The 24439-nt window shown below is 71.9% G+C and carries 20 protein-coding genes and 2 pseudogenes; 7 read left to right on the top strand and 15 right to left on the bottom strand.

Annotation, left to right across the window (positions count from 1 at the left end):
* Nucleotides 1-218 precede the first annotated feature (218 nt).
* The gene (locus tag AB0946_RS31555) at nt 219-1250 is read left to right on the top strand and encodes a nitronate monooxygenase (protein WP_366764082.1); all 1032 of its coding nucleotides are present in this window, start codon (nt 219-221) and stop codon (nt 1248-1250) included.
* 590 nt (nt 1251-1840) lie between these two features.
* Here AB0946_RS31555 and AB0946_RS31550 read toward each other — a convergent pair.
* The 5 genes and pseudogenes from AB0946_RS31550 to AB0946_RS31530 all read right to left on the bottom strand — a co-directional run bounded on the left by AB0946_RS31550 (nt 1841) and on the right by AB0946_RS31530 (nt 5293).
* Nucleotides 1841-2857 (bottom strand): alcohol dehydrogenase catalytic domain-containing protein, encoded by a 1017-nt coding sequence (locus tag AB0946_RS31550; protein WP_366764081.1) that lies wholly within the window; start codon nt 2855-2857, stop codon nt 1841-1843.
* A 565-nt stretch (nt 2858-3422) separates the two neighbouring features.
* Nucleotides 3423-3983, bottom strand: a complete 561-nt coding sequence (locus AB0946_RS31545; RefSeq protein WP_366764080.1) for an NAD(P)H-dependent oxidoreductase — start codon at nt 3981-3983, stop codon at nt 3423-3425.
* Between the two features lie 183 nt (nt 3984-4166).
* The gene (locus AB0946_RS31540; RefSeq protein ID WP_366764079.1) at nt 4167-4331 is read right to left on the bottom strand and encodes a hypothetical protein; all 165 of its coding nucleotides are present in this window, start codon (nt 4329-4331) and stop codon (nt 4167-4169) included.
* Between the two features lie 14 nt (nt 4332-4345).
* Nucleotides 4346-4480, bottom strand: a pseudogene (locus AB0946_RS31535) (muconolactone Delta-isomerase family protein); the annotation flags it as partial.
* 105 nt (nt 4481-4585) lie between these two features.
* The gene (locus AB0946_RS31530) at nt 4586-5293 is read right to left on the bottom strand and encodes a TetR family transcriptional regulator C-terminal domain-containing protein (RefSeq protein WP_366764078.1); all 708 of its coding nucleotides are present in this window, start codon (nt 5291-5293) and stop codon (nt 4586-4588) included.
* 188 nt (nt 5294-5481) lie between these two features.
* On the opposite strand from AB0946_RS31530, the pseudogene wrbA reads away from it, so the two are divergent.
* Nucleotides 5482-6084, top strand: a pseudogene (wrbA, locus tag AB0946_RS31525) (NAD(P)H:quinone oxidoreductase); the annotation flags it as partial.
* A 341-nt stretch (nt 6085-6425) separates the two neighbouring features.
* A complete protein-coding gene (locus AB0946_RS31520) occupies nt 6426-7070 on the top strand; it encodes a DsbA family oxidoreductase (protein WP_366764077.1) in 645 nt (214 codons plus the stop codon).
* A 148-nt stretch (nt 7071-7218) separates the two neighbouring features.
* On the opposite strand, the gene AB0946_RS31515 is transcribed toward AB0946_RS31520, so the two are convergent.
* The 3 genes from AB0946_RS31515 to AB0946_RS31505 all read right to left on the bottom strand — a co-directional run bounded on the left by AB0946_RS31515 (nt 7219) and on the right by AB0946_RS31505 (nt 12755).
* On the bottom strand, nt 7219-9144 hold the full coding sequence (locus AB0946_RS31515; RefSeq protein ID WP_366764076.1) for an N-acetylmuramoyl-L-alanine amidase: 1926 nt from the start codon (nt 9142-9144) through the stop codon (nt 7219-7221).
* A gap of 541 nt (nt 9145-9685) precedes the next feature.
* Nucleotides 9686-11188, bottom strand: coding sequence for an NAD(P)/FAD-dependent oxidoreductase (locus AB0946_RS31510; RefSeq protein ID WP_366764075.1), 1503 nt, complete (start codon nt 11186-11188; stop codon nt 9686-9688).
* Entirely contained in the window at nt 11172-12755 is a 1584-nt protein-coding gene (locus AB0946_RS31505) for an AMP-binding protein (protein WP_366764074.1), read from the bottom strand. Before AB0946_RS31505 ends, AB0946_RS31510 begins: the two co-directional genes overlap by 17 nt.
* Nucleotides 12756-12961: 206 nt before the next feature.
* Between AB0946_RS31505 and AB0946_RS31500 the strand changes: the two genes are divergently transcribed.
* Complete coding sequence (locus AB0946_RS31500) at nt 12962-14326, top strand: epoxide hydrolase (RefSeq protein ID WP_366764073.1); 1365 nt, start codon at nt 12962-12964, stop codon at nt 14324-14326.
* Nucleotides 14327-14421: 95 nt separating this feature from the next.
* Here the strand turns inward: AB0946_RS31500 and AB0946_RS31495 are convergent, their stop codons facing one another.
* The 3 genes from AB0946_RS31495 to AB0946_RS31485 all read right to left on the bottom strand — a co-directional run bounded on the left by AB0946_RS31495 (nt 14422) and on the right by AB0946_RS31485 (nt 17239).
* Nucleotides 14422-15129 (bottom strand): SDR family oxidoreductase, encoded by a 708-nt coding sequence (locus AB0946_RS31495; protein ID WP_366764072.1) that lies wholly within the window; start codon nt 15127-15129, stop codon nt 14422-14424.
* 296 nt (nt 15130-15425) lie between these two features.
* Nucleotides 15426-16109 carry an NADPH-dependent F420 reductase gene (locus AB0946_RS31490; RefSeq protein WP_366764071.1) on the bottom strand — a complete coding sequence of 228 codons (684 nt, stop codon included), beginning with the start codon at nt 16107-16109 and terminating at the stop codon, nt 15426-15428.
* A gap of 59 nt (nt 16110-16168) precedes the next feature.
* Nucleotides 16169-17239: an LLM class flavin-dependent oxidoreductase gene (locus AB0946_RS31485; protein ID WP_366764070.1), complete on the bottom strand. Its 1071-nt coding sequence runs from the start codon at nt 17237-17239 to the stop codon at nt 16169-16171.
* A gap of 138 nt (nt 17240-17377) precedes the next feature.
* On the opposite strand from AB0946_RS31485, the gene AB0946_RS31480 reads away from it, so the two are divergent.
* On the top strand, nt 17378-18277 hold the full coding sequence (locus AB0946_RS31480) for an NAD(P)-dependent oxidoreductase (RefSeq protein WP_366764069.1): 900 nt from the start codon (nt 17378-17380) through the stop codon (nt 18275-18277).
* Between the two features lie 239 nt (nt 18278-18516).
* Entirely contained in the window at nt 18517-19635 is a 1119-nt protein-coding gene (locus tag AB0946_RS31475) for an FAD-dependent oxidoreductase (protein ID WP_366764068.1), read from the top strand.
* 329 nt (nt 19636-19964) lie between these two features.
* On the opposite strand, the gene AB0946_RS31470 is transcribed toward AB0946_RS31475, so the two are convergent.
* From AB0946_RS31470 to AB0946_RS31460, 3 genes are all read right to left on the bottom strand, one after another.
* Entirely contained in the window at nt 19965-20420 is a 456-nt protein-coding gene (locus AB0946_RS31470; RefSeq protein WP_366764067.1) for a MarR family transcriptional regulator, read from the bottom strand.
* Nucleotides 20421-20740: 320 nt separating this feature from the next.
* Nucleotides 20741-21229 (bottom strand): SsgA family sporulation/cell division regulator, encoded by a 489-nt coding sequence (locus AB0946_RS31465; protein ID WP_366764066.1) that lies wholly within the window; start codon nt 21227-21229, stop codon nt 20741-20743.
* A gap of 233 nt (nt 21230-21462) precedes the next feature.
* The gene (locus tag AB0946_RS31460; RefSeq protein ID WP_366764065.1) at nt 21463-21837 is read right to left on the bottom strand and encodes a hypothetical protein; all 375 of its coding nucleotides are present in this window, start codon (nt 21835-21837) and stop codon (nt 21463-21465) included.
* A gap of 210 nt (nt 21838-22047) precedes the next feature.
* Here AB0946_RS31460 and AB0946_RS31455 point away from each other — a divergent pair, with 210 nt between their 5' ends.
* Complete coding sequence (locus tag AB0946_RS31455) at nt 22048-22701, top strand: DsbA family protein (protein WP_366764064.1); 654 nt, start codon at nt 22048-22050, stop codon at nt 22699-22701.
* Nucleotides 22702-22982: 281 nt separating this feature from the next.
* Here the strand turns inward: AB0946_RS31455 and AB0946_RS31450 are convergent, their stop codons facing one another.
* Complete coding sequence (locus tag AB0946_RS31450; RefSeq protein ID WP_366764063.1) at nt 22983-24245, bottom strand: acetamidase/formamidase family protein; 1263 nt, start codon at nt 24243-24245, stop codon at nt 22983-22985.
* Nucleotides 24246-24439 lie beyond the last annotated feature (194 nt).

Genomic DNA, 24439 nt, shown 5'->3' with positions numbered 1-24439 from the left:
GCATGGTGGGCGCGGAAGGAAAGCAGGAATTACTCGGGTTTGAGCAGTCAAGTAAAAACACATCTCCTTGACCTGTCAAGGAGATGTGGGTAGGTCGGGCGATGCCCGTCGTGCATGATGGCGACGCGACCGGCATTTCCGGTTGTCCCTCCGGGCGTCTACGGTCACGTTGGTCGGGGCAGGGGTGACCGCCCGCGGCCGGAGGAGAGGAAGCCGACATGAACCGACTGCTGGACGGCCTGGGAGTCTCACTGCCGGTCCTCGCCGCCCCGATGGCCGGCGGATCCGGTACCCCCGCGATGGTGACGGCGGCCGCCCGTGCGGGAGGGATGGGTTTCCTCGCCGCCGGCTACCGGCCCGCGCAGGCGCTCGCGGAGCAGATCGACGCCGTCCGGGCGGAGAACGTCCCCTTCGGCGTCAACCTTTTCGTCCCCGCCCCGGTCCCCGTGGCGCCGCAGGACTACCGCCGTTACGCCCGGGTGATCCAGCCGGAGGCCGACCGCTACGGGATCGTGCTCGACGCCGGGGAACCGGTGACGGACGACGACGACTGGGCGAACAAGATCGATCTGCTCACGGCGTCGCCGGTGCCGGTGGTCTCGTTCACGTTCGGCGTCCCCGATCCCGCGGTCGTCAAGGCCCTGCGCCGGTCCGGGACCATCGTCCTGCAGAGCGTCACCTCCGCGGACGAGGCGCGGCAGGCGGCGGAGACCGGGGTGGACGGACTCGTCGTGCAGGCCTCCGCCGCGGGCGGGCACTCGGCCACGTTCACCCCGGAGAGGCTGCCCGCCCCCGTGCCGCTGCCGGATCTGATCGCCGACGTCCGCCGCGGCACCGCACTGCCGATCGTCGCCGGCGGAGGCATCGCCGGCCCCGCCGACGTGGCGGCCGCGCTGCGCGCCGGCGCGGACGCCACCACGGTCGGCACCCTGTTGCTGCGTACGGACGAGAGCGGGGCCGCCGCTCCGCACAAGGCCGCGCTGGCGGACCCGGCCTTCACGGAGACCGTACTGACCCGTGCGTTCACCGGACGTCCCGCACGCGGCCTGCGCAACCGGTTCATCGAGCGGTACGACGCGGTCGCCCCGGTGGGCTATCCGGCCCTGCACCATCTCACCGCCCCGTTGCGCAAGGCGGCCACCGCCGCCGGCGACACCCGGCTCATCCATCTGTGGGCCGGTACGGGCTACCGGGAGGCGAGGGCCGAGAGCGTCGGCCGTACCCTCGAGCGGCTCGCCGGTCAGCTGTGACCGGGCGCGCTCCGCCGCCGCGGGGCGCGGAGCGCGTAGCCGGGGATCGCGCGATCGTCCCGCTCTCGGCCCGGTCCGATCCGGTCGCCGGTCGCCACGAGCAGCCCCTGATGGCGAAGTTCGTGCTCGCCGTCACGGGGAAGCTGAAGACCCGCAGCCCGGGGCGAAGGCCGCGTACGCCCAGCAGGCACCGCCGGGCCCGAAGCGGGAGAAGCGACCGGTGACCGGCATCCCGCTCATGGGCACGAAGGCGATGGCGAAGCCCTGGGCGGGATGACGGAGGGCGTGGCGGAGGCTGCGCCACCTGACTCCGCCGTGACGCACGACTGTGCCAGCAGCACGACCCGGAGCAGGCCGCTGACCGTGTACAGGACGTCGCCGACCGGCAGGGCTCCCTGACAGACCGCCGCCGCACACGGCCGGGCCCCGCCGGGACCGGCGGTGCCGAGCGAGACGGACAGCAGGCCGATACGGGCCGCGTCGTCAGAGAGAACACCCCCCGCGGACGGACACACGGTCCCCGGGGCGCCGGGCAGCGGGCCGGCCGCCGCCCGCGAGAGGGACGCACTCCTCGCGGGCGGCGGGGCGAGTCAGGCCGCGGTGTCCAGGACCACGCGGAACCGGGCCTTGCCCGAGAGCATCCGCTCGTACCCCTCCATGGCCTGTGCGAAGGGCACGACCTCGACGCTGGGCCGGATGCCGTGGGCCAGGCTGAAGGCCAGGTTGTCCTCGTTCTCGACGGCGGAACCGGTCAGACTGCCGACGATGGCGTGCGTGCCGAAGATCAGGTCGGGGGTCGAGACCGTCAGCGGGTCGGGCGCGGCACCGACGACGACCAGCGTGCCGTTCGGGGCCAGGCCCCGCACCAGCGGGTTCATGGACGCACCGCTGGACGCGGTGGCGACGATGATCGAGGCGCCGCCCAGGTCGCGCAGCGCCTCGCCGGGGTCGACGGCGGTGCTGTCGATGTACTCGTCGGCGCCCAGCTTCCGGGCGAGCGCCTCCTTCTCCTTACCCCGCGCCACCGCGGCGACCCGGTGGCCGAGGCTGCGCGCGTACTGCAGGGCCAGGTGGCCGAGGCCGCCGATGCCCTGCACCGCCACCAGGGAACCGGCCCGGGCGTGCCCCTGCTGCAACGCGGTGAAGGTGGTCAGGCCGGCGCACAGCAGCGGCGCCGCGTCGACGGCGGAAAGGCCGTCGGGAATGCGCGCGAGCCCGCTGGCCCGGGCGTAGACCACCTCCGCGTAGCCGCCGTCGGTGGTCGTGCCGGTCTGCGGCTGGTCCAGGCAGTTGACGAAGTCACCGCGACGGCAGGGCTCGCACTGCCCGCAGTGCCCGTTCAGGAAGCCGACACCGACGCGGTCGCCGGGCTGCCAGGCGGTGACGCCGGCGCCGACGGCGTCGATGACACCGACGACCTCGTGCCCCGGGACCACGGGCTGCGAGGGGTCCGCGCGCAGGCCCTCGATGGCCAGTACGTCGGTGTGACAGACACCGCAGGCCTCCACCCGCAGCCGGACGTGTCCGGGCTCGGGGTCGACCAGCTCACGCTCGACCAGCCGAAGGTTGTGGACACCGGTCGCCTCGAAGGCTCGGTACGTGGACATGCTGCTCCTGAGTGTGTGTTGTCGGCCCGGACGGGGCCAGAAGGAGGGCCGTGTGAAAAAGACGACCGGTCTACTAAAACAGAGTCCAGCCGAGGCGTGGCCACGGGTCCTGCGTCCCGCGCACCGGGTACTGGTTCGCCTCGGGTACACGCCGACCTGCTGGGCCTCGATGCCTCGATGCGCGTCAGTACGTGTAGGGCTACCGGGTCGCCCTCGTCGGCCCCGGCGTCGGGGAACCGCCGTACTCGGCGACCGTCGCGCTGACGGCCGAGGTGACCGGCGGCAGGCCCTGGCACGCCGTGCCGGCCTTCCCGGCGATCAGCGGGGTCCGGCTCGGACCGGCCGGGACACACCGTTTCCGGGCGACGCGGAAACCTGTGAGCGCCGACCCGCCCGGTCGCCGGGTGTTCTGGCCGGCAGTGCCGTGCGAGGTGGCCGCACCGCATACGGCCGGCCGGGGTCGCCCCCCTCCTCCGTGGAGCGACCCCGGCCGGGGCGGTCACCGTCGTCCACCGCTCTCGGACGACGATGACCGGGGTGTCGCCGGCCGAGGCCGGCGAGGTCCTCAGCTGGCGCGCAGCGGAGCGAGGGCCTTGGCCCACGCGACGACCTGGTCCAGCGTGGTGACGAGCGCGTCGCGCTGGAGGTCGGCCGGCTTGAACACGGAGAAGTTCTCGAAGTCCGTGAACAGGGAGAGCCCCACCTGCGCGCGGACGTCGGCCAGCTGGAGCTCTCCGGCGATGCCACGCAGGTGCTCCACGGCGCGGGCGCCGCCGAGCGAGCCGTAGCCGACGAAGCCGACGGACTTGTTGTTCCACTCGGCGTAGAGGAAGTCGATCGCGTTCTTCAGCGCGCCCGGTACGGAGCGGTTGTACTCCGGCGTGACGATGACGAAGCCGTCGAGGGACGCGATCTTCTCGGCCCAGGCCTGGGTGTGCGGCTGGGTGTAGTTGCCCAGGGAGGCCGGGTACGCCTCGTCCAGGACGGGGAGCTTGTAGTCCAGCAGGTCGACGAGTTCGAACTGGGCGTCGGTGCGCTCGGAGGCGATGTCGTGCACCCAGCGAGCGACGGCTTCACCGTTACGGCCCGGCCGGGTGCTGCCGATGATGATACCGATCTTGGTCATGAGGACGCCCTTTCATGGCTCGGCCGTGCCTGAAGTCGGTTCAGGCCCAACCGCACATACTTGTCGAAGCAAGTAGAGCACGCGTTAATTGACGCGTCAAGAAATGTGCGGCTCTGGAGATGTGCCGCGCCTCACACCCGGGCCGGAAGACATGCAGCCGCTTCCGCGGACGAGGCCGGCGGGTCAGTCGAGCCTGGTCACCTGGTAGTAGGCGATGTACCAGCGGTCGGAGACACGTTTGAGCACGAGGCCGAGGGTGACGTGGATGGCCGGGCGGTCGGTGAAACCGAAGTCGACGTCGAGATAGCCGAGCAGGACGTCGTCCGCGAGGCTCCGTGTCTCCAGCACCCGGTACTCGGCGGTCAGCCCGATCGGCTGAAGAGCGCCGCGACCCTCTTGGGATGTGGCTGCAAGGCGGTGATCTCGGCGGTCATCCACGGCCACAGGGGCAGCGTGCCGAGCACCCCCTCCCATAGATCGGCCTCGTCGGCCGCGCGCCGCCGGTCGACCTCGGCGGGGTCGCTCCTTGGGCATTCCCGGCGCGGGATGGCCGTCCCGAGGCACCCGAGCGGAAATCGCCCGGTCGGAACATGGTCGGCCGGTCACCGCTGGACGGCGCGGTACGCACCCGGCACCGTCCCGTCCGGCCGAGCCGTCCCGGACGTGTCGGCGGCCGGGTGCCCGCGCCGGCAGGAGGCGGCGGTGACGGAGGCGGGCCGGGCGTTCAGCAGTGCCAGGCAGTGGACCCACAGCACGCCGAGCGGTGAGGTGGTGTTGTAGAGCTTGGCGAACAGCACCTGGCCCTCCAGCTGCGCGACCACGGCCTGGGCTGCTTCGCGGGTGTCGGCGACGGCGATCTCCCCACGGCCCTGGGCCTCGGCGATCACCGCCTCGATCATGTCGACCTGGTCCTCGAAGATCTCTTTGAGCCGCTCGCGGACGGCCTCGCTCTGGTTGCACATCTCCAGGGAGAGGTTGCCGAGCATGCATCCCGCGATCGACCCCCGGTCCTCCCGGCAGGCCCGGTGCTCTGCCTCGGTCGCCTCGAAGAGCCGGCGCAGACGCTGGAGGGGCGGCTGTCTGTCGTCCGCCAGGAGGCTGGTCCAACCTCGCCGCTCGGCGGCCCAGTGCTCGTCGAGCACGGTGAGCGCGAGGGCTTCCTTGGACTCGAAGAAGTAGTAGAAGCTGCCTTTGGGCACCTCGGCCGTCTTGCAGATCTCGGCGACGCCCAGCGCCGAGTAGCCGCGCAGCTCGATGAGTGACCGCGCAGCGTCGAGGATCTTCTTCCTGGCGTCACTTGTCCGTCCCATGGACGGAGTATACGACCGATCGTCTATAAATAGGGGAGTGGGTCGGTGTGCCGCCCGGGCGCCGGGGCGGCCGGGCCTTTGACACCCATCGACCGGTCGTTTAACGTCGAATAGGCGACCGGTCGTCTTGTTGACAGTCCGGCCGAAACTCCCGCCGAACCCTCGACAACGAACGGAGAACGCCGATCATGGCCACCCCCGTGAAACTCGCCATCGTCTTCTACTCGTCCACCGGCACGATCACCGAGATCGCCAAGGAGCTGCACGACGCCGGCGTGAAGGCGGGTGCCGAGGTGCGCCTGCTGAAGGTGGCCGAGCTGGCCCCGCAAGCCGCCATCGACTCCAACCCGGCCTGGGCCGCCAACCACGCGGCCATCGCCAACATCCCCGAGGCCACCACGGCGGACATCGAGTGGGCCGACGCCGTCATCTTCGGCACCCCGACCCGCTTCGGCAACGTCTCCTCGCAGCTGAAGCAGTTCATCGACACCCTCGGCGGCCTGTGGGCCGAGGGCAAGCTCGCCGACAAGGTGTACAGCGGCTTCGTCTCCACCGCCACGGACCACGCCGGCCAGGAGTCCACCCTGCTCGCGCTCTACAACTCCGTCCACCACTTCGGCGGCATCATCGTCACACCGGGCTTCACCGACCCGCAGAAGTTCGTCGACGGCAACCCCTACGGCACCTCCCACGCCGACGGCCAGGGCACCAAGCCCGTCGGCGAGACCACCCGCCTCGCCGCCGCCATCCAGGCCGAACGCGTCGTCGAGATGGCCGCGCGGCTCAAGGCGGCGGCCGAGGCCGAGACCGAGGTCGAGATCGGCACCAGCACCGGCACCAGCACCGGCACCGGCACCGGCACCGAGGGGGGTCCGCGACGCTGGTGGCAGCGCCGGCGCCGGTGACACCGCGCGTCACCGCGCGGGTTCTCGCCCGGCTCAGGACGAGGACGGCCGCGTCCGGCCGCGCCTCCGCCCGCTTCACCCTGCCTGCGCAGACGGTTCGCCCCGGAAAGCGCCCCTGACCCACGTATCGACAGACGGCCGGTCGTCCCCACGGACGTACGGCCGGACCTACAGGCGGGCAACCCGGAGGTCGCCCGCACCGACCAGCTGTGACAGGAGATCTACCCATGCGTGTCGAGATCTGGACCGACGTCGCTTGCCCGTGGTGCTACGTCGGCCGCGCCCGCTTCGACCGCGGGCTGGCCGCGTTCGAGCACCGCGACGAGGTCGAGGTGGTGCACCGTTCGTTCGAGCTCAACCCGCGGGCCGAGAACGGCACCGTGCCGATCATCGACGCGGTGGCGGCGCAGTACGGCCGTACCCGGGAACAGCAGGTGGCCAGGGAGGAACAGGCCGCCGCCATGGCGCGCGAGGCGGGGCTGGACTTCCGCGTCGGCGGACGTGTCTTCGGCAACACCTTCGACGTGCACCGCCTCGTCCACTTCGCCAGGTCCCACGGCCGGCAGGCCGAGATGACGGACCTCGCCTTCCGGGCGAACTTCGCGGAGGAGCGGTCGATCTACGACAAGGAGACGCTGGTGGCCCTCGCGGTGGAAGCGGGCCTGGACGAGTCCTCGGCCCGGAAGGTGCTCGACGATCCGACCGCGTTCGCCGAGGACGTGCGGGCCGACGAGCGACTGGCGGCCGAGATGGGGGCCGGCGGTGTGCCCTTCTTCGTGCTGAACCGGCGGTACGGAGTCAGCGGCGTCCAGTCACCCGAGACGTTCACGCGGGCCCTCGAACAGGCCTGGGCGGACCGGGCCGCCGCGTGAGGCGTGGCCCTCGAGGACCACGCCGGGAAGGGTCCGGCGGCCGGCGGGGTGTGCCGGTCTGTTCGGGCCGTTCCGCCGGCCGGGGACGCATGAGGGACCGGGCCGCCCGGGCGGCCCGGTCCCTGTTCGCGCGGCGGTGATCAGGTGATCAGTTGCCGCCGTCCTCCCAGTGCTGCGTCACGGGGGTCGCGGTGACGGCGTTCTCGTAGACCAGCGCGACCCGGTGGCCGTACTGGATGGTGTACATCTTCTTGCCGCCCAGGACGACCGTCCCGCTGCTCTTGTCGTAGTCGTCCGTCGCGGCCGGGGCCTGGGTGGCGACGTACGCCTGGCCGGCGGGGACGGTGTACAGCGTGAGCGGGGCCTGCGTCGAGGGGGAGATGCCCGCCGGGTACTCCGAGGCGTCCGGGTAGCTGCGGCCGTAGACGGCCACCGGGGCGGAGCCGGCCGGACGGATCATCTTCACGCCGTAGGCGATCTTGGCGTTCTTGCCGCCGGGGTTGTGGAACCACACCTTCGCACCGCTGAACCAGATCGCGGTCCAGTCGCCGCTCACATCGGCGACGACGAACTGCTGCCCGGACTGGGCGGTGCTGCCCCAGTCGCTGATCTCGTCGGTACCCGCGCCGGCGCCGTGGAGCGCCTGGTCGCCGAAGAGCGGGGCGGACGCGTCCGGGGCGGTGCGCACGTAGACGAAGTTCGACGCCTGCTGCCGCTCCGTGCAGGTGGTCGTGGGATCGGTCGGGTCGTCGCCGGGGCAGACACGCACGGTCTGCACGGTGTCGGCGAACGGCGGATCGATGGTCACGACCGAACCCACGGCCGGGACGCTGTGCGTTCCGCTGTAGGGGCGGCCGAGGAGCGTCATGAAGTGGTCCCAGTCCCAGCCGTTGCCCGGGTCCCAGTGCATCCCGGCGGCGTGAGCGTCGTCCGGGCTGTCGACGTTGTCATGACCGATGACGTGCTGACGGTCCAGAGGTATGCCGAACCGTGCCGCGAGGTACGTGACCAGGTCGGCCGTGGCCTCGTACTGCGCCTGCGTGTACCACGTGGCGCCCTGCGCGGCGTACCCCTCGTGCTCGATGCCGATGGAGTGCAGGTTCATCGAGTAGTTGCCGGCGTGGAAGGCGATGTCCTTGGTGGGCACCATCTGCGTCACCGCGCCGTCGGACGACCGCATCACGTAGTGGGTCGCGGCGCTGTTGGTCTGGGAGGACAGGCCCTTCACGCCGGCGTCGTAGGTGGTCTCCAGGTCGTGGATGACGATGGTGTCGATCCGGATGCCGTTCGCGGGCCGCTTGGACACCTGCACACCCGCAGCCGAGCCGGCCACGAACGTGCACGCCACAGCCGGCGGGCACTCGGTGTCCGCGGTGGCCGATGCCGTCAGGTGCAGCCGGTCGACCTGCGCCTTCGCGGGGTGTACCGAGGGGACCGCGGTGAGGCGGACGCGCTGGCCGTCGTGCGTCTCGGCGGAGGCGCCCTTGCGGATGGTGCCGAAGACACGGTCGGCGAAGGCCACCGCCCCCTGACGGTCCGTCGACTGGCTGTAGCGGGCCACGGCCCCGAACCACAGGGCCGGGTCCGCCGGCGTCCCACCGGCCACCTTCTTCTCGTACGAGGCGAGGAGCGCCGCGCCACCACGGATGTTGGCGGCGGGGTCCTCGCGCAGGGTGTCCGGCGACATCCCGGTCAGCTTCGCGGCGGCCTGGAGCGTGTGCAGGGCCGGCTTGGCCGCCAGGGAGGCGAGGTCCTTGCGGCCGCCACCGCCCATGGCTCCACCGGCCATCATCGCCGGGGTGACGTCGGTGAGATGCAGGGGACCGAAGCCGCCGTCGGTGCTGTGCTGCGCCCCGTGGGCGTCCCACGCGGACTCCTCGTAGGCGACGCCGAGCAGCACGCTCTCCGGGACGTGGTACTCCGCGGCGGCTGCGGCGAAGTCCTGCTGCCGGGAGGTGGCGGTGGAATCCGTGGCGGCGAGGGCGGTGAGCTGCGTGGCGGTCAGGCCGCCGACGGCCAGCGCACCCGCCGCGATCAGAACAGGGAGACGCAGCCGTCTCTTCCTCTGGTGCAAGATTACGTTCCTTAAAAAGAGGTGGGGTGAGCGGTCATCAGGTGAGCCGCCACCGGAGGGCCGAGCCTGTCGCTGAGGGAACCGCAGTCGCACACCTGGCCGCAGCGGGTGTCATCTCCACGGTCGGCTCTGAGTTCACACGTACCTTACGGGAGCACCAGGTGGAGCCCGGACCCGCCCCCTTCGCTGAGCCCCCGGTTCCGAGCGGTTCCCGGACGCCGCGTTGAGGGACGGACTCCTTGGTGACGCATGGAACTCCCCCCGGAGAGCCAGGGTTTGGCGGCCAGGGCCCGGTATTTCCCCAGCCTTCGTCCGGGGCCCCCGGAGCACGCACGTGACGCCGCGCGGGGGTTCTCCGGGCGGACGACGGGAGTTCGACGGCGGGCAAGGCCCAGCCCCGGCCGGCCGTGCGATGTCACGGGCGGGCCAACCTACGTTTCTCCTCTCGGAAGAGCCGGCGGGACCGCCGGAGGCGTCGGCGGGTCCGCGTGCGTGCGGATCGTTCAGGTCTGCCCACGTGCCGAGCGGTCCGGCGCTCCGTTCAGACCCGCCCCAGCCGGTAGTCCGCCATCCGGACGCGACCAGTCCGCCGGCGGAAGGCGATCGTGGTGTCGGGCCACAGCACGGTGTTCCGGCCCGACCGGGGATCCTGGTACCAGCTGCGGCAGCCCCCCGTCTGCCAGACGGTGGCGGCCATGCGCTCGTCCACCCAGTCGTTGAAGGCCCGCTGGACGTCGGCGCGAACCTCGACCGAGTCCGCGCCGCGGCGGCGCACACGGCGCAGCAGGGCGGTGACATAGCGGGCCTGCGCCTCGATCATGACGATCTGTGAGTTGTGACCGAGGCCCGTGTTCGGCCCGGCCATCAGGAACATGTTGGGGAAGCCGGCGACGGTGGTGCCGAGGTAGGCCTGGTTTCCGTCGGCCCAGGCCTCGGCGAGGGTGACGCCGTCCCGCCCGGTGATGTCGATGCGGAGGGTGTTCTGGGTGTCGAAGCCGGTTCCGTAGACGAGGACGTCGGCGGCGACCTCGGCCCCGTCCTCGCCGACCACCGTGCCGGGCCTCACCTTCGCCACCCCGCCCCGCCGCAGCCGGACATGGGGCCGGGACAGCGCCGGATACCAGTCGCTGGAGATCAGCAGCCGCTTGCACCCGAGGGCGTAGTCGGGGGTGACGGCCGCCCGCAGCGCGGGGTCGGACACCTGTTTCTCCACGAACCGGCGCGCCAGCGCCTCGGTCGCGGCCAGTGCCCTCGGATCGCTGACGAATCCGGCGGCGCGCCCCTCGTGGATCCGGAACAGGCGTTCGCGTGTCCACCAGCGGTAGGGCGGACACCAGCGGGCCAGACGACGGTGACGTTCGTCGAAGAGCCGGTCGGACTTCGGCAGGATCCAGGGCGGTGTGCGCTGGAAGACGGTGAGGGCCGAGACCTGGTCGACGATCGCCGGAACGAACTGGACGGCACTGGCGCCGGTGCCGATGACCACGACCCGTTTGCCGGTCAGGTCCACGTCGTGCCGCCAGGCCGCCGAGTGGAACACCGCGCCGCCGAAGGACTCGGCACCGGGCAGGTCGGGGTGGGCGGGATGGTGCAGCGGTCCGACGGCGCAGACCAGGAACCGGGCGCGATGGCACTCGCCGGCCGACGTCACCACCTCCCAGCAGGCATCCTCCTCGGCCCACCGGGCGCCGCGGACCTCCTGGCCGAACCGCACGTGCTCGACGAGGCCGCGTCGGCGGGCCACGTCCCGCAGGTAGTCCAGGATCTCCGGCTGGCGCGCGAACAGCCGGCTCCAGTCGGGCTTCTGGTCGAAGGAGTACGAGTACAGGGGTGACGGGATGTCACAGGCGCAGCCCGGATAGGTGTTGTCGCGCCAGGTGCCGCCGAGGTCGTCGGCGCTCTCCAGGATCCGGAACGAGCGGATTCCCGCCTCGCGGAGCATGGCGGCGAGACCGAGCCCGCTGAAGCCGGCGCCCACGATCAGGACGTCGACGGGGGTGGGCGGCGCGGCCGTGCCGGCGGCGGGATCAGCGCGGGAGACCATCGGTGTCCTGGGCGGGAGAGGACGGCTGCGCCCGGTCGGTGACGCTGTCGCGGGCGGTGGGGAGGCCGGCGAGCCGGTGCTTGAGCACCTTGCCCGACGGGTTGCGGGGCAGTTCCTCGACGAAGAGGTACTCGGCGGGGAGCTTGTAGTCGGCCAGCCGGGTGGCGGCGTAGGAGCGCAACGTCTCCGCGTCGGGGGCGCGGCCCCGGCGGGGTACGACGACCGCGCGCACCCGTTCGTCGAAGACCGGGTCGGGCACACCGACGACGGCGACATCGGCGACGTCCGGGTGGCCGGACAGAACGCTCTCGACCTCGGCGCTGTAGATGTTCTCGCCCCCGCGGATGATCATGTCCTTGAGGCGGTCGAGGACCCTGACGAACCCGTCGGCGTCGACGCTGCCCACGTCTCCCGTGCGCAGCCAGCCGTCCACGAAGGTGGCCTCGGTGGCGTCCGGGTCGTTCCAGTAGCCCGCGGCCACCACGGGGCCGCGCACGCACAGTTCGCCGACGCTGTCCCGCAGGTCCCGGGGCGGTGCGCCATCCACGGAGACGGCGACGTCGAGCCCGGCCACGGGCCTGCCGACCGAGCGGGCGTGGGCGAGGTACTCGTCGCCCTCGGTGTAGGTCACGATCGAGGTCCCCTCGGTCAGCCCCCACACGTTCCCGAGCCTCAGCCCGGGCACACGGCGGACGACCTCGGCGGGGAAGCTCTCGGGGACCGGGGAACCGCCCATGACGAACAGGCGCAGGGCGGACAGGTCGCAGGCGGTGTCCTCGGCCTTGAGCAGGATCAGCCGGAGCATGGCCGCGACACCGGCGAAGAACGTGATCCGCTCCCGGACCATCAGCCGGACGACGGTCTCCGCCTGGAACTCGGGGGTGAGCACGCAGCAGGCACCGGCGGTGAGGAAACCGATGAACTGCGAGACCACACCGGTCGCGTGGAACATCGGCGCCGCGATCAGGGTCCGCTCTCCCGGGCCTGCGCCGAGGCGCTCGCGCACGGTGCGGGCGTTGAACAGCAGATTGGCGTGGGTGTGCATCGCGCCCTTGGGCCTGCCGGTGGTGCCCGAGGTGTAGAGCAGGTGTGCCACGTCGCCGGGGGTCCGGTCCGCTCCGGGCAGTGCTCCGGCGTCGGGAACCGCCGCGTCCGGCGCCGGTGGGGCGAGGAGGACGGCGGCGGGGACGACACGCTCGGCGAAGGCGGTCGGCACGCGTCCGCCGAGAGACCCTTCGACGGCGTCGGTGAGGATCACCCGCGCACCGCTGTCGGTGAGGACGTGGTCGAGCTCCGGACCGGTCAGCCGGGTGTTCACCAGGACGACGACGGCACCGGCGAGCTGGGCCCCCAGGTAACCGACCGCGTACTGCCAGCAGTTGGGGAGCAGGATGGCGACCCGGTCACCCGGGGCGACCCCCCGGTCCCGCAGCCGGAGCGCGACGCCCACCGCCCGTCGCAGCGTTTCGGCGTGGCTGAGCCGGACGGATCCGTCCACCAGGGCTTCGCGCTCGGCGTGTTCCGTCGCGACACGGATGAACGCACGGGGGAGTGTTTCCGCTTGCATCACGGTTCCTGACTCGGCGTCACGACGGACGCCCCGCCGTCGGAGTAAGCCTAGACATTTTCCTTGCTGCGTCAAGTAGACGCATTGCGGAGTCTGTTCCGCCACATAAATCAGTCACTAGCTTGACCGGTGACGAAAGAGGCGCCAGGATCGCACTCATTGACCAAGAGTAACCCTTTCAACAAGTGATTTTTCAGGGAGTTGTCATGGCATTCTCCGAAGACACCGGCCATCTCACCACCGGCCGCCGCCGGTTCCTCGGCCTCGCCGCGGGCGCCGCGGCCGCCGCCCAGCTCGGCCTTTCCGGCCAGGCGCACGCCGCGTCGGGCGGGCCGGTACCCGCGGGCTCCGCACCGGCGGCCGGCGCCCGCCCCGGTTCCCCCCGCCCGGTCCCCGGGGTGCATCCCTTCCGCATCAGGGTCCCGCAGCGGGAGATCAACGAGCTGCGGCGGCGTGTGCGCGCGACGCGCTGGCCGGACCGGGAGACCGTCGGCGACCGCTCCCAGGGCGCCCAGCTGGGGAAGGTCCGCCCGCTGGTCGAGTACTGGGGTACCCGCTACGACTGGCGCAAGGCCGAGGCGAGGCTCAACGCGCTGCCCCAGTTCATCACCGAGATCGACGGGCTGGACATCCAGTTCGCCCACATCCGCTCGCCGCACGCCGACGCCATGCCGATGCTGATGACGCACGGCTGGCCCGGTTCGATCATCGAACTGCTGAAGATCGTCGATCCGCTCACCAACCCGACGGCCCACGGCGGACGTGCCGAGGACGCCTTCCACCTCGTCCTCCCGACGCTGCCCGGCTACGGCTTCTCCGGGACGCCCAGGACGGCCGGATGGAACCCGGCCCGCGTCGCGACCGCGTTCCACCGGCTCATGCTCCGGCTCGGTTACGGCGAGTACGTCTCCCAGGGCGGCGACTGGGGCGCGATCATCGCGCAGATCCAGGCCACGCAGCGACCCGAGGGGCTGCTGGGCATCCATGTGAACATGCCCGGCACCGTGCCGCCGGAGATCCTCCGCCACCTGCGGAACTCCGATCCGGCTCCCGCCGGTCTGTCGGCCAGCGAGAAGGCCGCCTACCACCGGCTGCTGCACTTCTACCACGACGGCTTCGGCTACGCGGCGATGATGAACCAGAGCCCGCAGACCATCGGTTACGCCCTCGCCGACTCCCCCGTGGCGATGGCGGCGTACTACTACGACAAGATCGCCGAGTGGACCGACTCCGGCGGTGAGCCCGAGAAGGTCCTCACCTACGACGAGATGCTCGACGCCATCTCGCTGTACTGGCTGACCAACACCGGGGCGTCCTCCTCCCGGCTGTACTGGGAGGGTTACCAGGCCGGCGGCGGACCGTTCGACGCGTTCCACATCCCCGACCTCCCCGTGGCCGTCACGGTGTTCCCGGCCGAGATCTACCCCGCGCCGCGGAGCTGGGGCGAGCGGGCCTACGGCAACCTCGTCCACTGGAACGAGGTCGACAGGGGAGGCCACTTCGCCGCCTGGGAGCAGCCGCGTCTGCTGGCCGAGGAGCTGCGCACGTCGTTCAGGTCGCTGCGGCACTGACCCCCGCCGCGCGATGCGGAAGGGGCTATGGCCGGTCCGGCGAACCGGACCGCCCACAGCCCCTCCGCGCACACGCGGCCGGCTTCGGCGGGCGCTCAGTGCCCCGCGCTCATGCCGCCGTCGACGTGCAGGATCTCGCCGGTGACGAACGGGGCGTTCTCCAGGTACAGCACCGCGTCCGCGATGTCGCTCTGCTCGCCCATCCGTCCCATCGGGTGCAGTCCGCCGAGGGCCGCGTGGGTCTCCTCGGGGTGCATCGGGGTCTTGATGGTGCCGGGCGAGACGGCGTTCACGCGGATGCCGCGGGTGGCGTACTCGATGGCCAGGGACTTGGTGACGGACTGGAGCCCGCCCTTGGTCAGCGAGGCCATGGCGGAGGGCACGCGCATGTCCGGGCTGTCGACCAGGCTGGTGGTGATGGTGACGATGTGACCGCCACCCTGGCCGAGCATCTGCTCGATGGCCAGCTGGGTGATGCGGAAGAAGCCGCTGAGGTTCACCCCGGTCACGGCGGCGTAGTCGTCCAGGGTGTACTCGGTGAAGGGCTTGGCGACGAAGATGCCCGCGTTGTTCACGAGGCTGTCGATGCGGCCGAACCGCTCCAGGCCCTGGGCGACGACACGCTCGGCGGTGGCGGGGTCGGCGATGTCGCCCCGCACGGTGAGCAGGTCGGGGTCGTCGGACGGCGCGATGGTGCGGGACGTGGCGACGACGGCGTAACCGTGCTTGCGGTAGGCGTCGACGATGCTCGCGCCGAGGCCCTGCGAGGCACCGGTGACGACGGCGACCTTCTGAGTGCTCATGATCATCTCTCCGGGTGGGTGAGGTTTCCTGGCTCTGACGTTAGTAGACCGGTCGGCTACAAGTCAATGGGCGAGTCCAGCCGCCGCGGCCTCGTCAGCCGGCCCGCCCGATCGGCCGGCCGGCCGGTGCATCCTGTGCCCGCGGAGCCCGGGATGTCGCCCAGCCTCCAGCCCGGTACGCACACAGGTGCACAGGGGTCGTCCCGGGCCGGTGGCGCCATGATCGGCATCGGACCGGCCAGCCGTTCGCCGGGCTGGGCGGCACCGACCTGCCACCCCCCGCCGCCGACACCGCCTCAGCGAGCCTCGCTGACGGCTTGGCCCGGCTCCGACGCGGGGGAGCGGTCGAGCATGGCGCGCAGTTCCCCGGCGTCCACGTTGGCGCCGAAGGGTTCGGTGCCCGGCTGCAGTCGTATGCCGGCGGCGAGCGGGCCGGCGATGACGGGGTCGAAGCCGAGGGCGTGGACGAGGTGCGCGACCGTGGCCCTGTCGTCGGGGTCGTCACCGGCGAGGGCGATCGCCTTGCGGTCGGCCGCCCCGGCCGGCCGGGCCTCGTCCTCGAGGTCGTGGTAGCCCATGTGGTTGAACGCCTTGACCACGCGGGAGCCCGGCAGGAACGCCTGGACCAGTTCGCTGGTGGAGGTGCGCGGGTCGGTGAAGTCGTCGCGTATCCCGTCGACTTCCCACCAGTAGTTCATGGCGTCGACGACGAGTTTGCCGCGCAGCGCCTCCACCGGGACGCTGCGGTACTTGCCCAGGGGCAGCGCCAGGATCGCCACGTCGGCCCGGGCCGCGGCCTCCTGCGCGGTGACCGCTACCGCGCCGGGGGCGAGGACCTCCACGGTGAGGGCGATGGCGTCGGCCTCACCCGAACCCGCGATCAGCACCCGGTAGCCGGCCGCCACCGCGAGCCGGGCCAGTACGGTTCCCACCTTTCCCGCGCCCAGGATGCCGATCGTGCGGACGTCGGTGATGTTCATTGCGCTCCTTCGCGTCTTCCTCGGGACCTTCTGTCAGCCGGCCGGCACGACCAGGGGGATCACCTCGGTGCCGTACCGGGCCGGACACGGGCGGGCTCCTCGCTGAGCAGCTCCCGTACGCGCGGGGCGACTTCGCGGCCCAGCAGCTCGATCGTGCGGGCGCGGGCCTGCCGGGGCAGGTGCAGGATGTCGTACTTGAGGTCGAAGCGGCTGAGGCGCAGATCACGGGCCGTACGAGCGATCTTGCGGGCGACCGTCTCCGGGGACCCGACGTAGAGCGCGCCGTCGGCGAGTTCCCTCTCGTAGCGTGCGCGGGTCGGGGCGTAGAACCCGCGTTCCTCGGCCAGTGCGGTCACGACCGGTTCCCAGTACCGCCACCAGGTCTCGACCGCCTCCTCGTCGGTGTCGGCGACGAGTCCCAGGGAGTGCTGGCCGACCGGTCGCGGATCGTGCCCGGACTGCTGGAGCGCCCGGTGGTAGAGATCGACGTGACCGGCGAAGCGCTGCGGGCGTCCGCCGATGACGGCCAGCATCAGGGGCAGGCCGTGGCGGGCGGCGCGCAGCACGGAGTGGGGGCTGCCGCCCACGCCGATCCAGGTGGGGATGCCGCCGGGCCGCATCCGGGGAGTCAGCCGCTGCTCGGTGAGCGGTGCGCGGAACGCCCCGGTCCACGTCACCGTCTCCTCGCGCCGCAGCCGCATGAACAGCTCCAGCTTCTCCTCGAAGAGCTGCTCGTAGTCGGCGATGTCGTAGCCGAACAGCGGGAAGGACTCCGTGGCGGACGCGCGCCCCAGGACCAGTTGCGCGCGTCCGCCGGACACCGCGTCCAGCGTCGAGAACTCCTGGTAGAGCCGCACGGGGTCGTTGGTGCTGAGCACGGTCACCGACGTGCCGAGCCGGATGCGTTCCGTGGCTGTCGCCATGGCGGCGAGCAGGACCGGAGTGGCGCTGTCGACGTGGCCCACGCGGTAGTGCTCTCCGACGCTGAAGACGTCGAGCCCGGACGCCTCGGCGAGCGCGGCCTCCTCGACGAGCAGCCGTACCGTCTCGGCGTCGTCGAGGACACGGCCGTCGTCCGTCGCGACCTCTCCGAAGGAGTCGAGTCCGATATCGAAGGGCGTGGCGCTCATGATCTCTCCTCCGCCGGCTCGACCGCCGGCACCATTATTGACGCGGCAAGTATCGGGCAATATGATTGACGCGTCAAGTATGAGGGTGAGACTGGTTCCCCCCGGGGTCCGCAGGGGGCGACGGGATAGCATCCGCGCATGTCGACGATCTGCCTGATAGGTGTGGGACGGATGGGCGAACCGGTGTGCCGCCGTCTCGTCCTCGCCGGGCACGAGGTGCGGGCCTACGACATCCGGCCCGAGCGCCGGGCGGCGGTCCGGTCGTGCGGGGCCCGGTGGTCGGACTCGGCGGAGGCCGCGGCGTCGGGGGCGGACGTGCTCCTCACGGTGCTGCCCGGTCCGGCCGAGGTCACGGCGGCCGTGCGGGACGTCGTCCTCCGGGCGCTGGCCGCGAACGCCACGTGGATCGACATGAGCAGCAACGCGCCTACGGCCGCGCACCCCTGCCGGGAGCAGGCCGCGGCGCACGGCGTCGGATTCCTTGAGTCGCCCATCGGCGGCTCGCCCGCGGACGCCGCCGAGGCGCGGTTGCGGCTTTTCGTGGGAGGCGACGCGACCCTCCTGGAACGTCACCGTCCCCTGCTGTCGACGGTCGCCGACCGCATCGCCCATGTCGGCGGACCCGGAACCGGCTACACCGCCAAGCTGCTGGTGAACCTCCTGTGGTTCGGTCAGGCGGTCGCCACCGCGGAGGCGCTGCTGCTCGGCCGGCGCGCCGGCATCGACCTGGGCGTCCTCACGGACGTCCTGGCCGCCGGTCCCGCCTCGTCCGCCTTCGTCCGCCGGGACCTGCCCGCGCTCCTCGCCGGTGACTACCTTCCCGCGTACGGCCTGGACCGCATCCACGACCAGTTGGCGGCGATCACCGCTCTGGCGGAACAGTGCGGCACTCCGCACGCCGTCGCGGACACCGTCCGGCGCCTGCACGAGGAGGCGCTCGAACGGTACGGGCCGGTCGACGGCGAGCTGCTGGCGGTGGCACTGCTCGAGGAGAGGGCCGGTACGCTGCTGCGCCACCCGGGCCCGGCAGCCGTCTGACGTCACCGCCACGGCCGGGGCCGTGCACCGCGGCGCGGCCCGCCCGTCCGCCCGCCGCGGCGCCCGAGCGCACACGGGATCTTCACACATGTGCCCACATGGAGAGGTTTCGCACGTCGCGGGAGCCCGTCTGAACCCCGCACGTGTCTCCAGGCGTGCAACGGAAGGCGGCCCCTGGCCGGGCGGCATCGGTTGTCTGCCGAGGAGACTCGGCAGGAGTACGAAGAAGTGAGCACATCATGGCCATAGTCACGACCCGGCGACGGGTCGTCGTCATCGGCGGGGGGTACGCGGGAGTACGCCTGGCGCGCGAACTCGACGCGGACGCCGACGTCACGCTGATCGACCTCAAGGAGGCGTTCTTCCACCGCGTCGCCTCGCTACGGGCCGGCACCGACGAGGAGTGGACGTACGCCCCCTTCGTCCCGTACGACTCACTTCTCGCCCACGGCCGTGTCGTGCGCAACAAGGCCGTCGGCATAGCGACCGCGGAACGTGAGGTGGTCCTCGCCACCGGCCACCGGGTGCCCTACGACGCCCTGGTGATCGCGACAGGTGCCGACTACCAGGAACCGGCGCGCTTCACCGGCAGCACCGTCGAGGAGGCGGCGCAGTCCTTCCGCAGCCACCAGCGACGCGTCGCCGCAGCCGGCAGCATCCTGGTCATCGGGGGCGGCCCCTCCGGCGTGGAACTGGCGGCGGAACTGCGGCGGGCCAACCCGCGGGCCGCGGTGACCCTCGCACACCGCGGCTCCCGCCTGCTCAACCACCACGGCACCGGCCGGATGGGCCGTCAGGCGAGGGCCTGGCTGGAGCGGCACGACGTGCGGGTCCTGGTGGACACCTTCGTCACCTCCGCCGGGGGCGTCGGCGCCCGGCTGCGGGACCAGGCGGGCAGCCCCCTCTCCGCCGACGTCGTGTTCTGGACGACCGGTACCACTCCGAACACCCTGTGGCTCCGTCTGGCGGGACTCGGCACCTGGCTCGACGGCAGCGGTCACGTCAAGGTGGACACACACCTGAGGGTGCTGGGGCAGAGGGACGTCTTCGCGGTCGGCGACGTCAACGACGTGTCCGAGGCCAAGCTCAGCCCCTCGGCGGTGGCGCAGGGGGAGGCCGCGGCGCACAACATCCGCGCATACCTCGACCACGGCAAGCACGGGGGCCGGCCACGCCCGTACAAGCCCGCGCCGGTCAGGATCTTCTCCGTGCCCCTCGGACCCGAAGGGGGCACCACCCTCCTCCCGGCGCTCGGCCGCGACGCCCTGGTCCTCGGCAACAGGGCGACGTCGGCGCTCAAGAGCAGGAATCTGGCCGTGCCGGCGATCCGCAAGCTGCTGGGTGTCACCGACGGCTGACGGGTGTCCGCGCAGTGCCCCGTGTCTCGACGGTCCCTGGCGAGGACTCCTCGGGCGATGCCCGCCGCCGGAGCAGGAGCGGCAAGGCGGCTCCGCTCGCAGCCGCGGCGGCGGGCATCGCCCTGCCGGCCTGGGGACAGGACCCCGCCGTGACCACCGTGGTGCCGCGCCGGGTGCTGCCGGCGGCGAGCTTCACCGCCGCCGCGTCCCGGATCCGCGACGGGAACGCCGGCGCGCCGACGGCACCGCGGGCGCCAGGTGCATCGACCGCACCCTTCCGGCCCTCGGCCGGGGCCTTGAGCCGCCCTGCCCGCTCGGGCGACGGAACGTCAGACGGACGCTATGCGCTCCAGAACCTTCGCGGCGGCGGCGATGTCGCAGCCCTCCAGACGCGAGAACACATGGCGCCGTACGCTCGCGAGATTGGTGGGCCAGGCCTGCTTCAGCTGCGTCCACCCGGCGCTGGTGAGCACGGCCAGCCAGGCCCTCCCGTCGTCGGGTGACTTCTCACGGGTGACCAGCGACTGCGCCTCCAGCCGGTTCACCACCCGCGTCATCCCGCTCAGTGACAGCCCGCACATGCCGGCCAGCTCGCTCATCCGCATCCGGTTGTCCGGCGCCTCGGAGAGGTGCACGAGGACCATGTACTCGGTACCCGAAATCGGATGCTCTTCCAGCATGTCCCCGTCCACGACCCGGGGCAGAGAGGTGATTACTCTCCCCAAGGCCCGTAGGAAGGCCTCCTCGTCGCGGTTCAAGGGCTTGATGGTTGTCACGTCTGCCATGGCGCCAGTGTAAATGCCGGAACCCTCTGGCAGGCCCAGAAAGGGAATCCGCATAACAGAAAGCGACCGGTCGGCTTAAATTGCAGGGGAAACTAAATACATTTCACGATTTTCGTGAGATACGTGTGCGGCCAGGTGTTCGTGTCCATGGCCGCCCTCGGTGACCGCGCTTCCGGCCACCGGCGGTCGTAACGGCGCATCACTATGGGTGTGTCCGCCAGGGCGGCATTTTCCTCACATCGCGGTCGGGTGGAAATGCACGGCATGTGTCTTGGGCTGCTGGGGGTCGAGGTTTTCAGCGGCGAGGAAATCGGTCGGTGTCATTCCGTCCTGCGACCGGTCCCGCGCATCAGCCCGGCGAGGGACTCGTCCAGCCGCAGCATGCCGCTCTCGGTGCCGGCCGCCACGCTGCCGTAGGTGCGGTCGAGGAAGCGTCGCAGCGCGGTGGCCGGCGCGGACACGATCGTGGTGCCGGTCGGCGAGCTGATCCGGATGCACAGCGCGCCCCGTCCCGCCCGCAGCCGCTGCGGGCGGCGCGGCGCGGGCCAGGTCTGCACGTCTCCGAGACCTGCGGGCCTCGACAGCCCCTCCGCGAGGAGATCACGTGCGAACACCCACTCCACCGGTGGTGTCACGCCCGAGTCCACCACCATCCGCACGGCGTACGGCTCGTCGGCCGCGTAGTGGAAGGACAGGGTGACCGGCACGGTGACCGAACCGTCGAGCAGGACGGTGCCCTCGCACCGGCAGCTGGCGCCCGGCCGGGGTGAGGACGCCGGGCCGGGACGGTGGGGGGAATGATGGCTCATATCTTGCTCATTCGCTCAGGCGCTGCGCCGCGACGGCGCCCGCGGGCCGGCCGACTCGCCGCGGGAGCGAGGTGCCGTGAGGACGTGAGGACCAACAGATGACCGGTCGTCTGAATTCCGGTGGGCCCGGTCACGGACCGGTCGGGGAGAGGGTCCCGACATCGACGGCGGCGCAGGGCGGCACGTCGCCGGGCCCGTGCAGCGGTCGCCGTACGCGGCACCCCGTAGCCGGGTCACCCCGTGCGAGCCGGCTCCGCCCGCACCGCGCCCGCTACCGCCCGCCGGCGGCCCGCGTTCGCCGCGTCGACCGGCATGCGGGCCCGGCCCCGGCAGTCCTCGGCGTACTGCTGGGCGCCCGCCGGGCGACCGGCGCCCAAGTGAGTCATCCAGGCGCGCCCGTCGACGTGGCCGACGGCGTAGAACCGGCCGTCGGCCACGGCGGTCACCCGGCAGGCGTCGGCGGCGGTGAGCCAGTCGCCGGGCGTCAGGGCGACGGTCTCCCGGCCGACGTCCGTCGTGCGCGGCGCGCGGCCCGTGGCGAACGGGATCTCGCCCGCGGTCGGCGCCGCCCTGTCGGCCAGGGCGATCCGTACCCGAGCCGTGCCCACCGTTCTCGCGGCCTACGGAGGCGACCCGGGCAGCCGGTCGTATGCCGACGCCGGCCCCGCCGAGTCCTTCCGCCCCCGGTTCACCGGCGAAGTGCACCGCGCGCCGGTACGTGCGCTCACACGCCGGCGCCACCCGGGTGTCCTGCCACCGCGCGGCACGCCCGTCCGTGAGGCATACTAGGCGACCGGTCTATTTTTAGGAGTGTCCCTGTGCGCACACCGACCTCTCGCCAGTCCACGACGCCTGTCGACTTCTGGTTCGACCCCGTCTGCCCGTGGACGTGGCTCACCTCGCGCTGGATGCTGGAGGTCGCCAGGAGCCGGCCCGTGGAGGTGTCCTGGCACGTCATGAGCCTGGCGGTGCTCAACGAGAACAGGCTGGACGAGCTGCCCGAGCGCATCCGGGTGCTGATGGGCGAGGCGTGGGCGCCGGTGCGGGTTCTGACCGCCGCCGCCCAGCTGCACGGCCCCGAGACCCTGGAGCCGCTGTACACCGCCCTGGGGGAGCGCTACCACCTGCGGCAGCAGCCCAAGAACCGGGCCACGCTGGAAGACGCCCTGCGGGAGGCCGGCCTGCCCGTGGACCTCGCCGACGCCGGCGACACCGACCGTTTCGACGAGGAGCTGCGGGCCTCCCACCACAGGGGGATGGCCCTGGTCGGCCAGGACGTCGGCAGCCCGGTCATCGCCGTCCCGGGCCGGGACGCGGACGGCGACCCCGTCGCCTTCTTCGGCCCCGTGGTGAACCCGGCACCGAAGGGCGAGGAGGCGGCCAGACTGTGGGACGGCGTGCTCGCCGTCGCCTCCACGCCGGGCTTCTACGAGATCAAGCGCACCCGCACCAGCCCGCCGGACTTCGGCTGAGCGAACCGCCCACGGCCGGTCCGGGTACGGCACGGCCGGCCAGGCCCGGTCCGCGGTCCGTGTCGGCGCTCCGCCCCGGCGTGCCCTCCGCCCGCGCGGCCGGGTGCCGGGGGAACCGGCGTTCTCCGGCGGCAGCCCGGCGTCAGGGCGGGCGGACCGGCCAGAGAAGGGAGTGACACACCTCAGGTTGCGTCGTCGCCGGGGTGTCGAGCGAGACATGTATCTCATCGAGACCGCCGAACCTCCGGCCCTCCCCCTCCACGGAAGGCAGGGAGCGGCAGTCAGCCGAAGATGCCGCGGGGCAGGGTCATCGACACGAGCCACTTGGGCAGGTCGACCGTCTCGTTGATCTTCAGGTCACCGGCCACACTGCACAGGGCGTACGCCTGGTGCAGGCTCAGCTGCTGGTCGTTCACCAGCCAGTCGACCATCTCCCGGACGGCTGTCTTGGCGTTCTCCATCAGATCCGGCCCCGTGCCCACGGTCTGGTAGTACCCCCGCCGCAGCATCTCCGCGGGCATGGTCAGCTGCGTGGGGTCCGCCGCGGGAACGACGGCCCGGGACGAGGCGATCACGGTGTTCTTCACCAGGCCGAAGCGCAGCGTGACGGCCATGAGCGTCTCGACGGCCGTGCCCGTCACCTCCCCGTCGCCCTGCGCCATGTGCCCGTCCCCGGCGGAGAACATGGCTCCCGGCACGTACACGGGGAACTGGACCCGGGCGCCTTTGACGAGCTGCCGGATGTCGGTGTTCCCGCCCATCGACCCGCTGACGTCCGGCGGGAAGGTGCGGTACATGCCCCTGTGCAGCGGGGCGACCCCGAGGATGCCCATGAACGGGGCGACGGGGATGTGGGCCTTCCTGCCCGTGTCGACACCGGTGAAGGAGGCGAGGCCCTCGCTCTGGCCCCGCTCGAACGTGAAGGTCTGCAGGAAGGGGGCTCCGCTGTTGTAGGCCTGGTCCTCGGGTACGGCCCCGGCCGCGGGCCCCGGGGTGGGGTCGCTCAGCTGCGAGGCCTCGCTCCAGGAGGCGAACGGCGCCAGCGCCTCCGGACGGAGCGAGCCGAACAGGCCGAGGGCGGGGCTGATGGCGACGTAGCCGAAGTCCACCAGGGGAGCGACGTCCAGGATCTCCACCTCGAGGATGTCGCCGGGCTCGGCGCCCACGATCTGAACCGGCCCCGTCAGCGGATGCACCAGGCCCAGGTCGATGGTGAGGGTCCCGTCGGGCGTCATCGTCCGTGCCGCCTCACCGATGTCCAGCGCGTCCCGGCACAGCAACTGCACCACTTCGCCGGGCCGTACGGTGGCCACCGGCGGCAGGTCCCTGTTCCAGCGGTTGTGCAGCACCCTGCCGTACCCGTCCACGACCGTCTGCCCGCCCGGTCCCGCCGTCACGTCGGGAGTGCCGGAGCCGGCGACGTCCATGCCGCCGAGGCCCTCCTCGCCGGCGGCCAGGCGGGACAGCGCGTCCGCGCCCGGCCCGGCGGACGCCCGGTGCCGCAGGCTGCCGTCCGGCATGGTCCCGGAGTGGACGAAGCACATGGTGATACCTCCCGCGATGCCGCGCCGGCCGTACCCGGTGCGCCGGGGCCCCGGGAACGGATCCGCCGGCGGGTGACGAACCGCCGGCCCGCGGGAGTCGAGCCCTGTCACCACCTGGCGCCGTCTGATGGGGTCTGGACGGTCCGCACACGACCGTGCGCGGGCGCCGTGTGCCCGCGGGCTCTCCCAGCAGG

The organism is Streptomyces sp. NPDC046870, from assembly GCF_040704595.1.
Classification (GTDB): domain Bacteria; phylum Actinomycetota; class Actinomycetes; order Streptomycetales; family Streptomycetaceae; genus Streptomyces; species Streptomyces argyrophylli.
This window is presented reverse-complemented; position numbering and strand designations above follow the sequence as displayed.

Bases quoted from the DNA above. Each gene is read 5' to 3' on its own strand.
- AB0946_RS31555 (WP_366764082.1), top strand. From the start codon at position 219: ATGAACCGACTGCTGGACGGCCTGGGAGTCTCACTGCCGGTCCTCGCC.
- AB0946_RS31550 (WP_366764081.1), bottom strand. From the start codon at position 2,857: ATGTCCACGTACCGAGCCTTCGAGGCGACCGGTGTCCACAACCTTCGG.
- AB0946_RS31545 (WP_366764080.1), bottom strand. From the start codon at position 3,983: ATGACCAAGATCGGTATCATCATCGGCAGCACCCGGCCGGGCCGTAAC.
- AB0946_RS31530 (WP_366764078.1), bottom strand. From the start codon at position 5,293: ATGGGACGGACAAGTGACGCCAGGAAGAAGATCCTCGACGCTGCGCGG.
- AB0946_RS31520 (WP_366764077.1), top strand. From the start codon at position 6,426: ATGCGTGTCGAGATCTGGACCGACGTCGCTTGCCCGTGGTGCTACGTC.
- AB0946_RS31510 (WP_366764075.1), bottom strand. From the start codon at position 11,188: ATGGTCTCCCGCGCTGATCCCGCCGCCGGCACGGCCGCGCCGCCCACC.
- AB0946_RS31505 (WP_366764074.1), bottom strand. From the start codon at position 12,755: ATGCAAGCGGAAACACTCCCCCGTGCGTTCATCCGTGTCGCGACGGAA.
- AB0946_RS31500 (WP_366764073.1), top strand. From the start codon at position 12,962: ATGGCATTCTCCGAAGACACCGGCCATCTCACCACCGGCCGCCGCCGG.
- AB0946_RS31495 (WP_366764072.1), bottom strand. From the start codon at position 15,129: ATGAGCACTCAGAAGGTCGCCGTCGTCACCGGTGCCTCGCAGGGCCTC.
- AB0946_RS31490 (WP_366764071.1), bottom strand. From the start codon at position 16,109: ATGAACATCACCGACGTCCGCACGATCGGCATCCTGGGCGCGGGAAAG.
- AB0946_RS31485 (WP_366764070.1), bottom strand. From the start codon at position 17,239: ATGAGCGCCACGCCCTTCGATATCGGACTCGACTCCTTCGGAGAGGTC.
- AB0946_RS31480 (WP_366764069.1), top strand. From the start codon at position 17,378: ATGTCGACGATCTGCCTGATAGGTGTGGGACGGATGGGCGAACCGGTG.
- AB0946_RS31475 (WP_366764068.1), top strand. From the start codon at position 18,517: ATGGCCATAGTCACGACCCGGCGACGGGTCGTCGTCATCGGCGGGGGG.
- AB0946_RS31470 (WP_366764067.1), bottom strand. From the start codon at position 20,420: ATGGCAGACGTGACAACCATCAAGCCCTTGAACCGCGACGAGGAGGCC.
- AB0946_RS31465 (WP_366764066.1), bottom strand. From the start codon at position 21,229: ATGAGCCATCATTCCCCCCACCGTCCCGGCCCGGCGTCCTCACCCCGG.
- AB0946_RS31450 (WP_366764063.1), bottom strand. From the start codon at position 24,245: ATGTGCTTCGTCCACTCCGGGACCATGCCGGACGGCAGCCTGCGGCAC.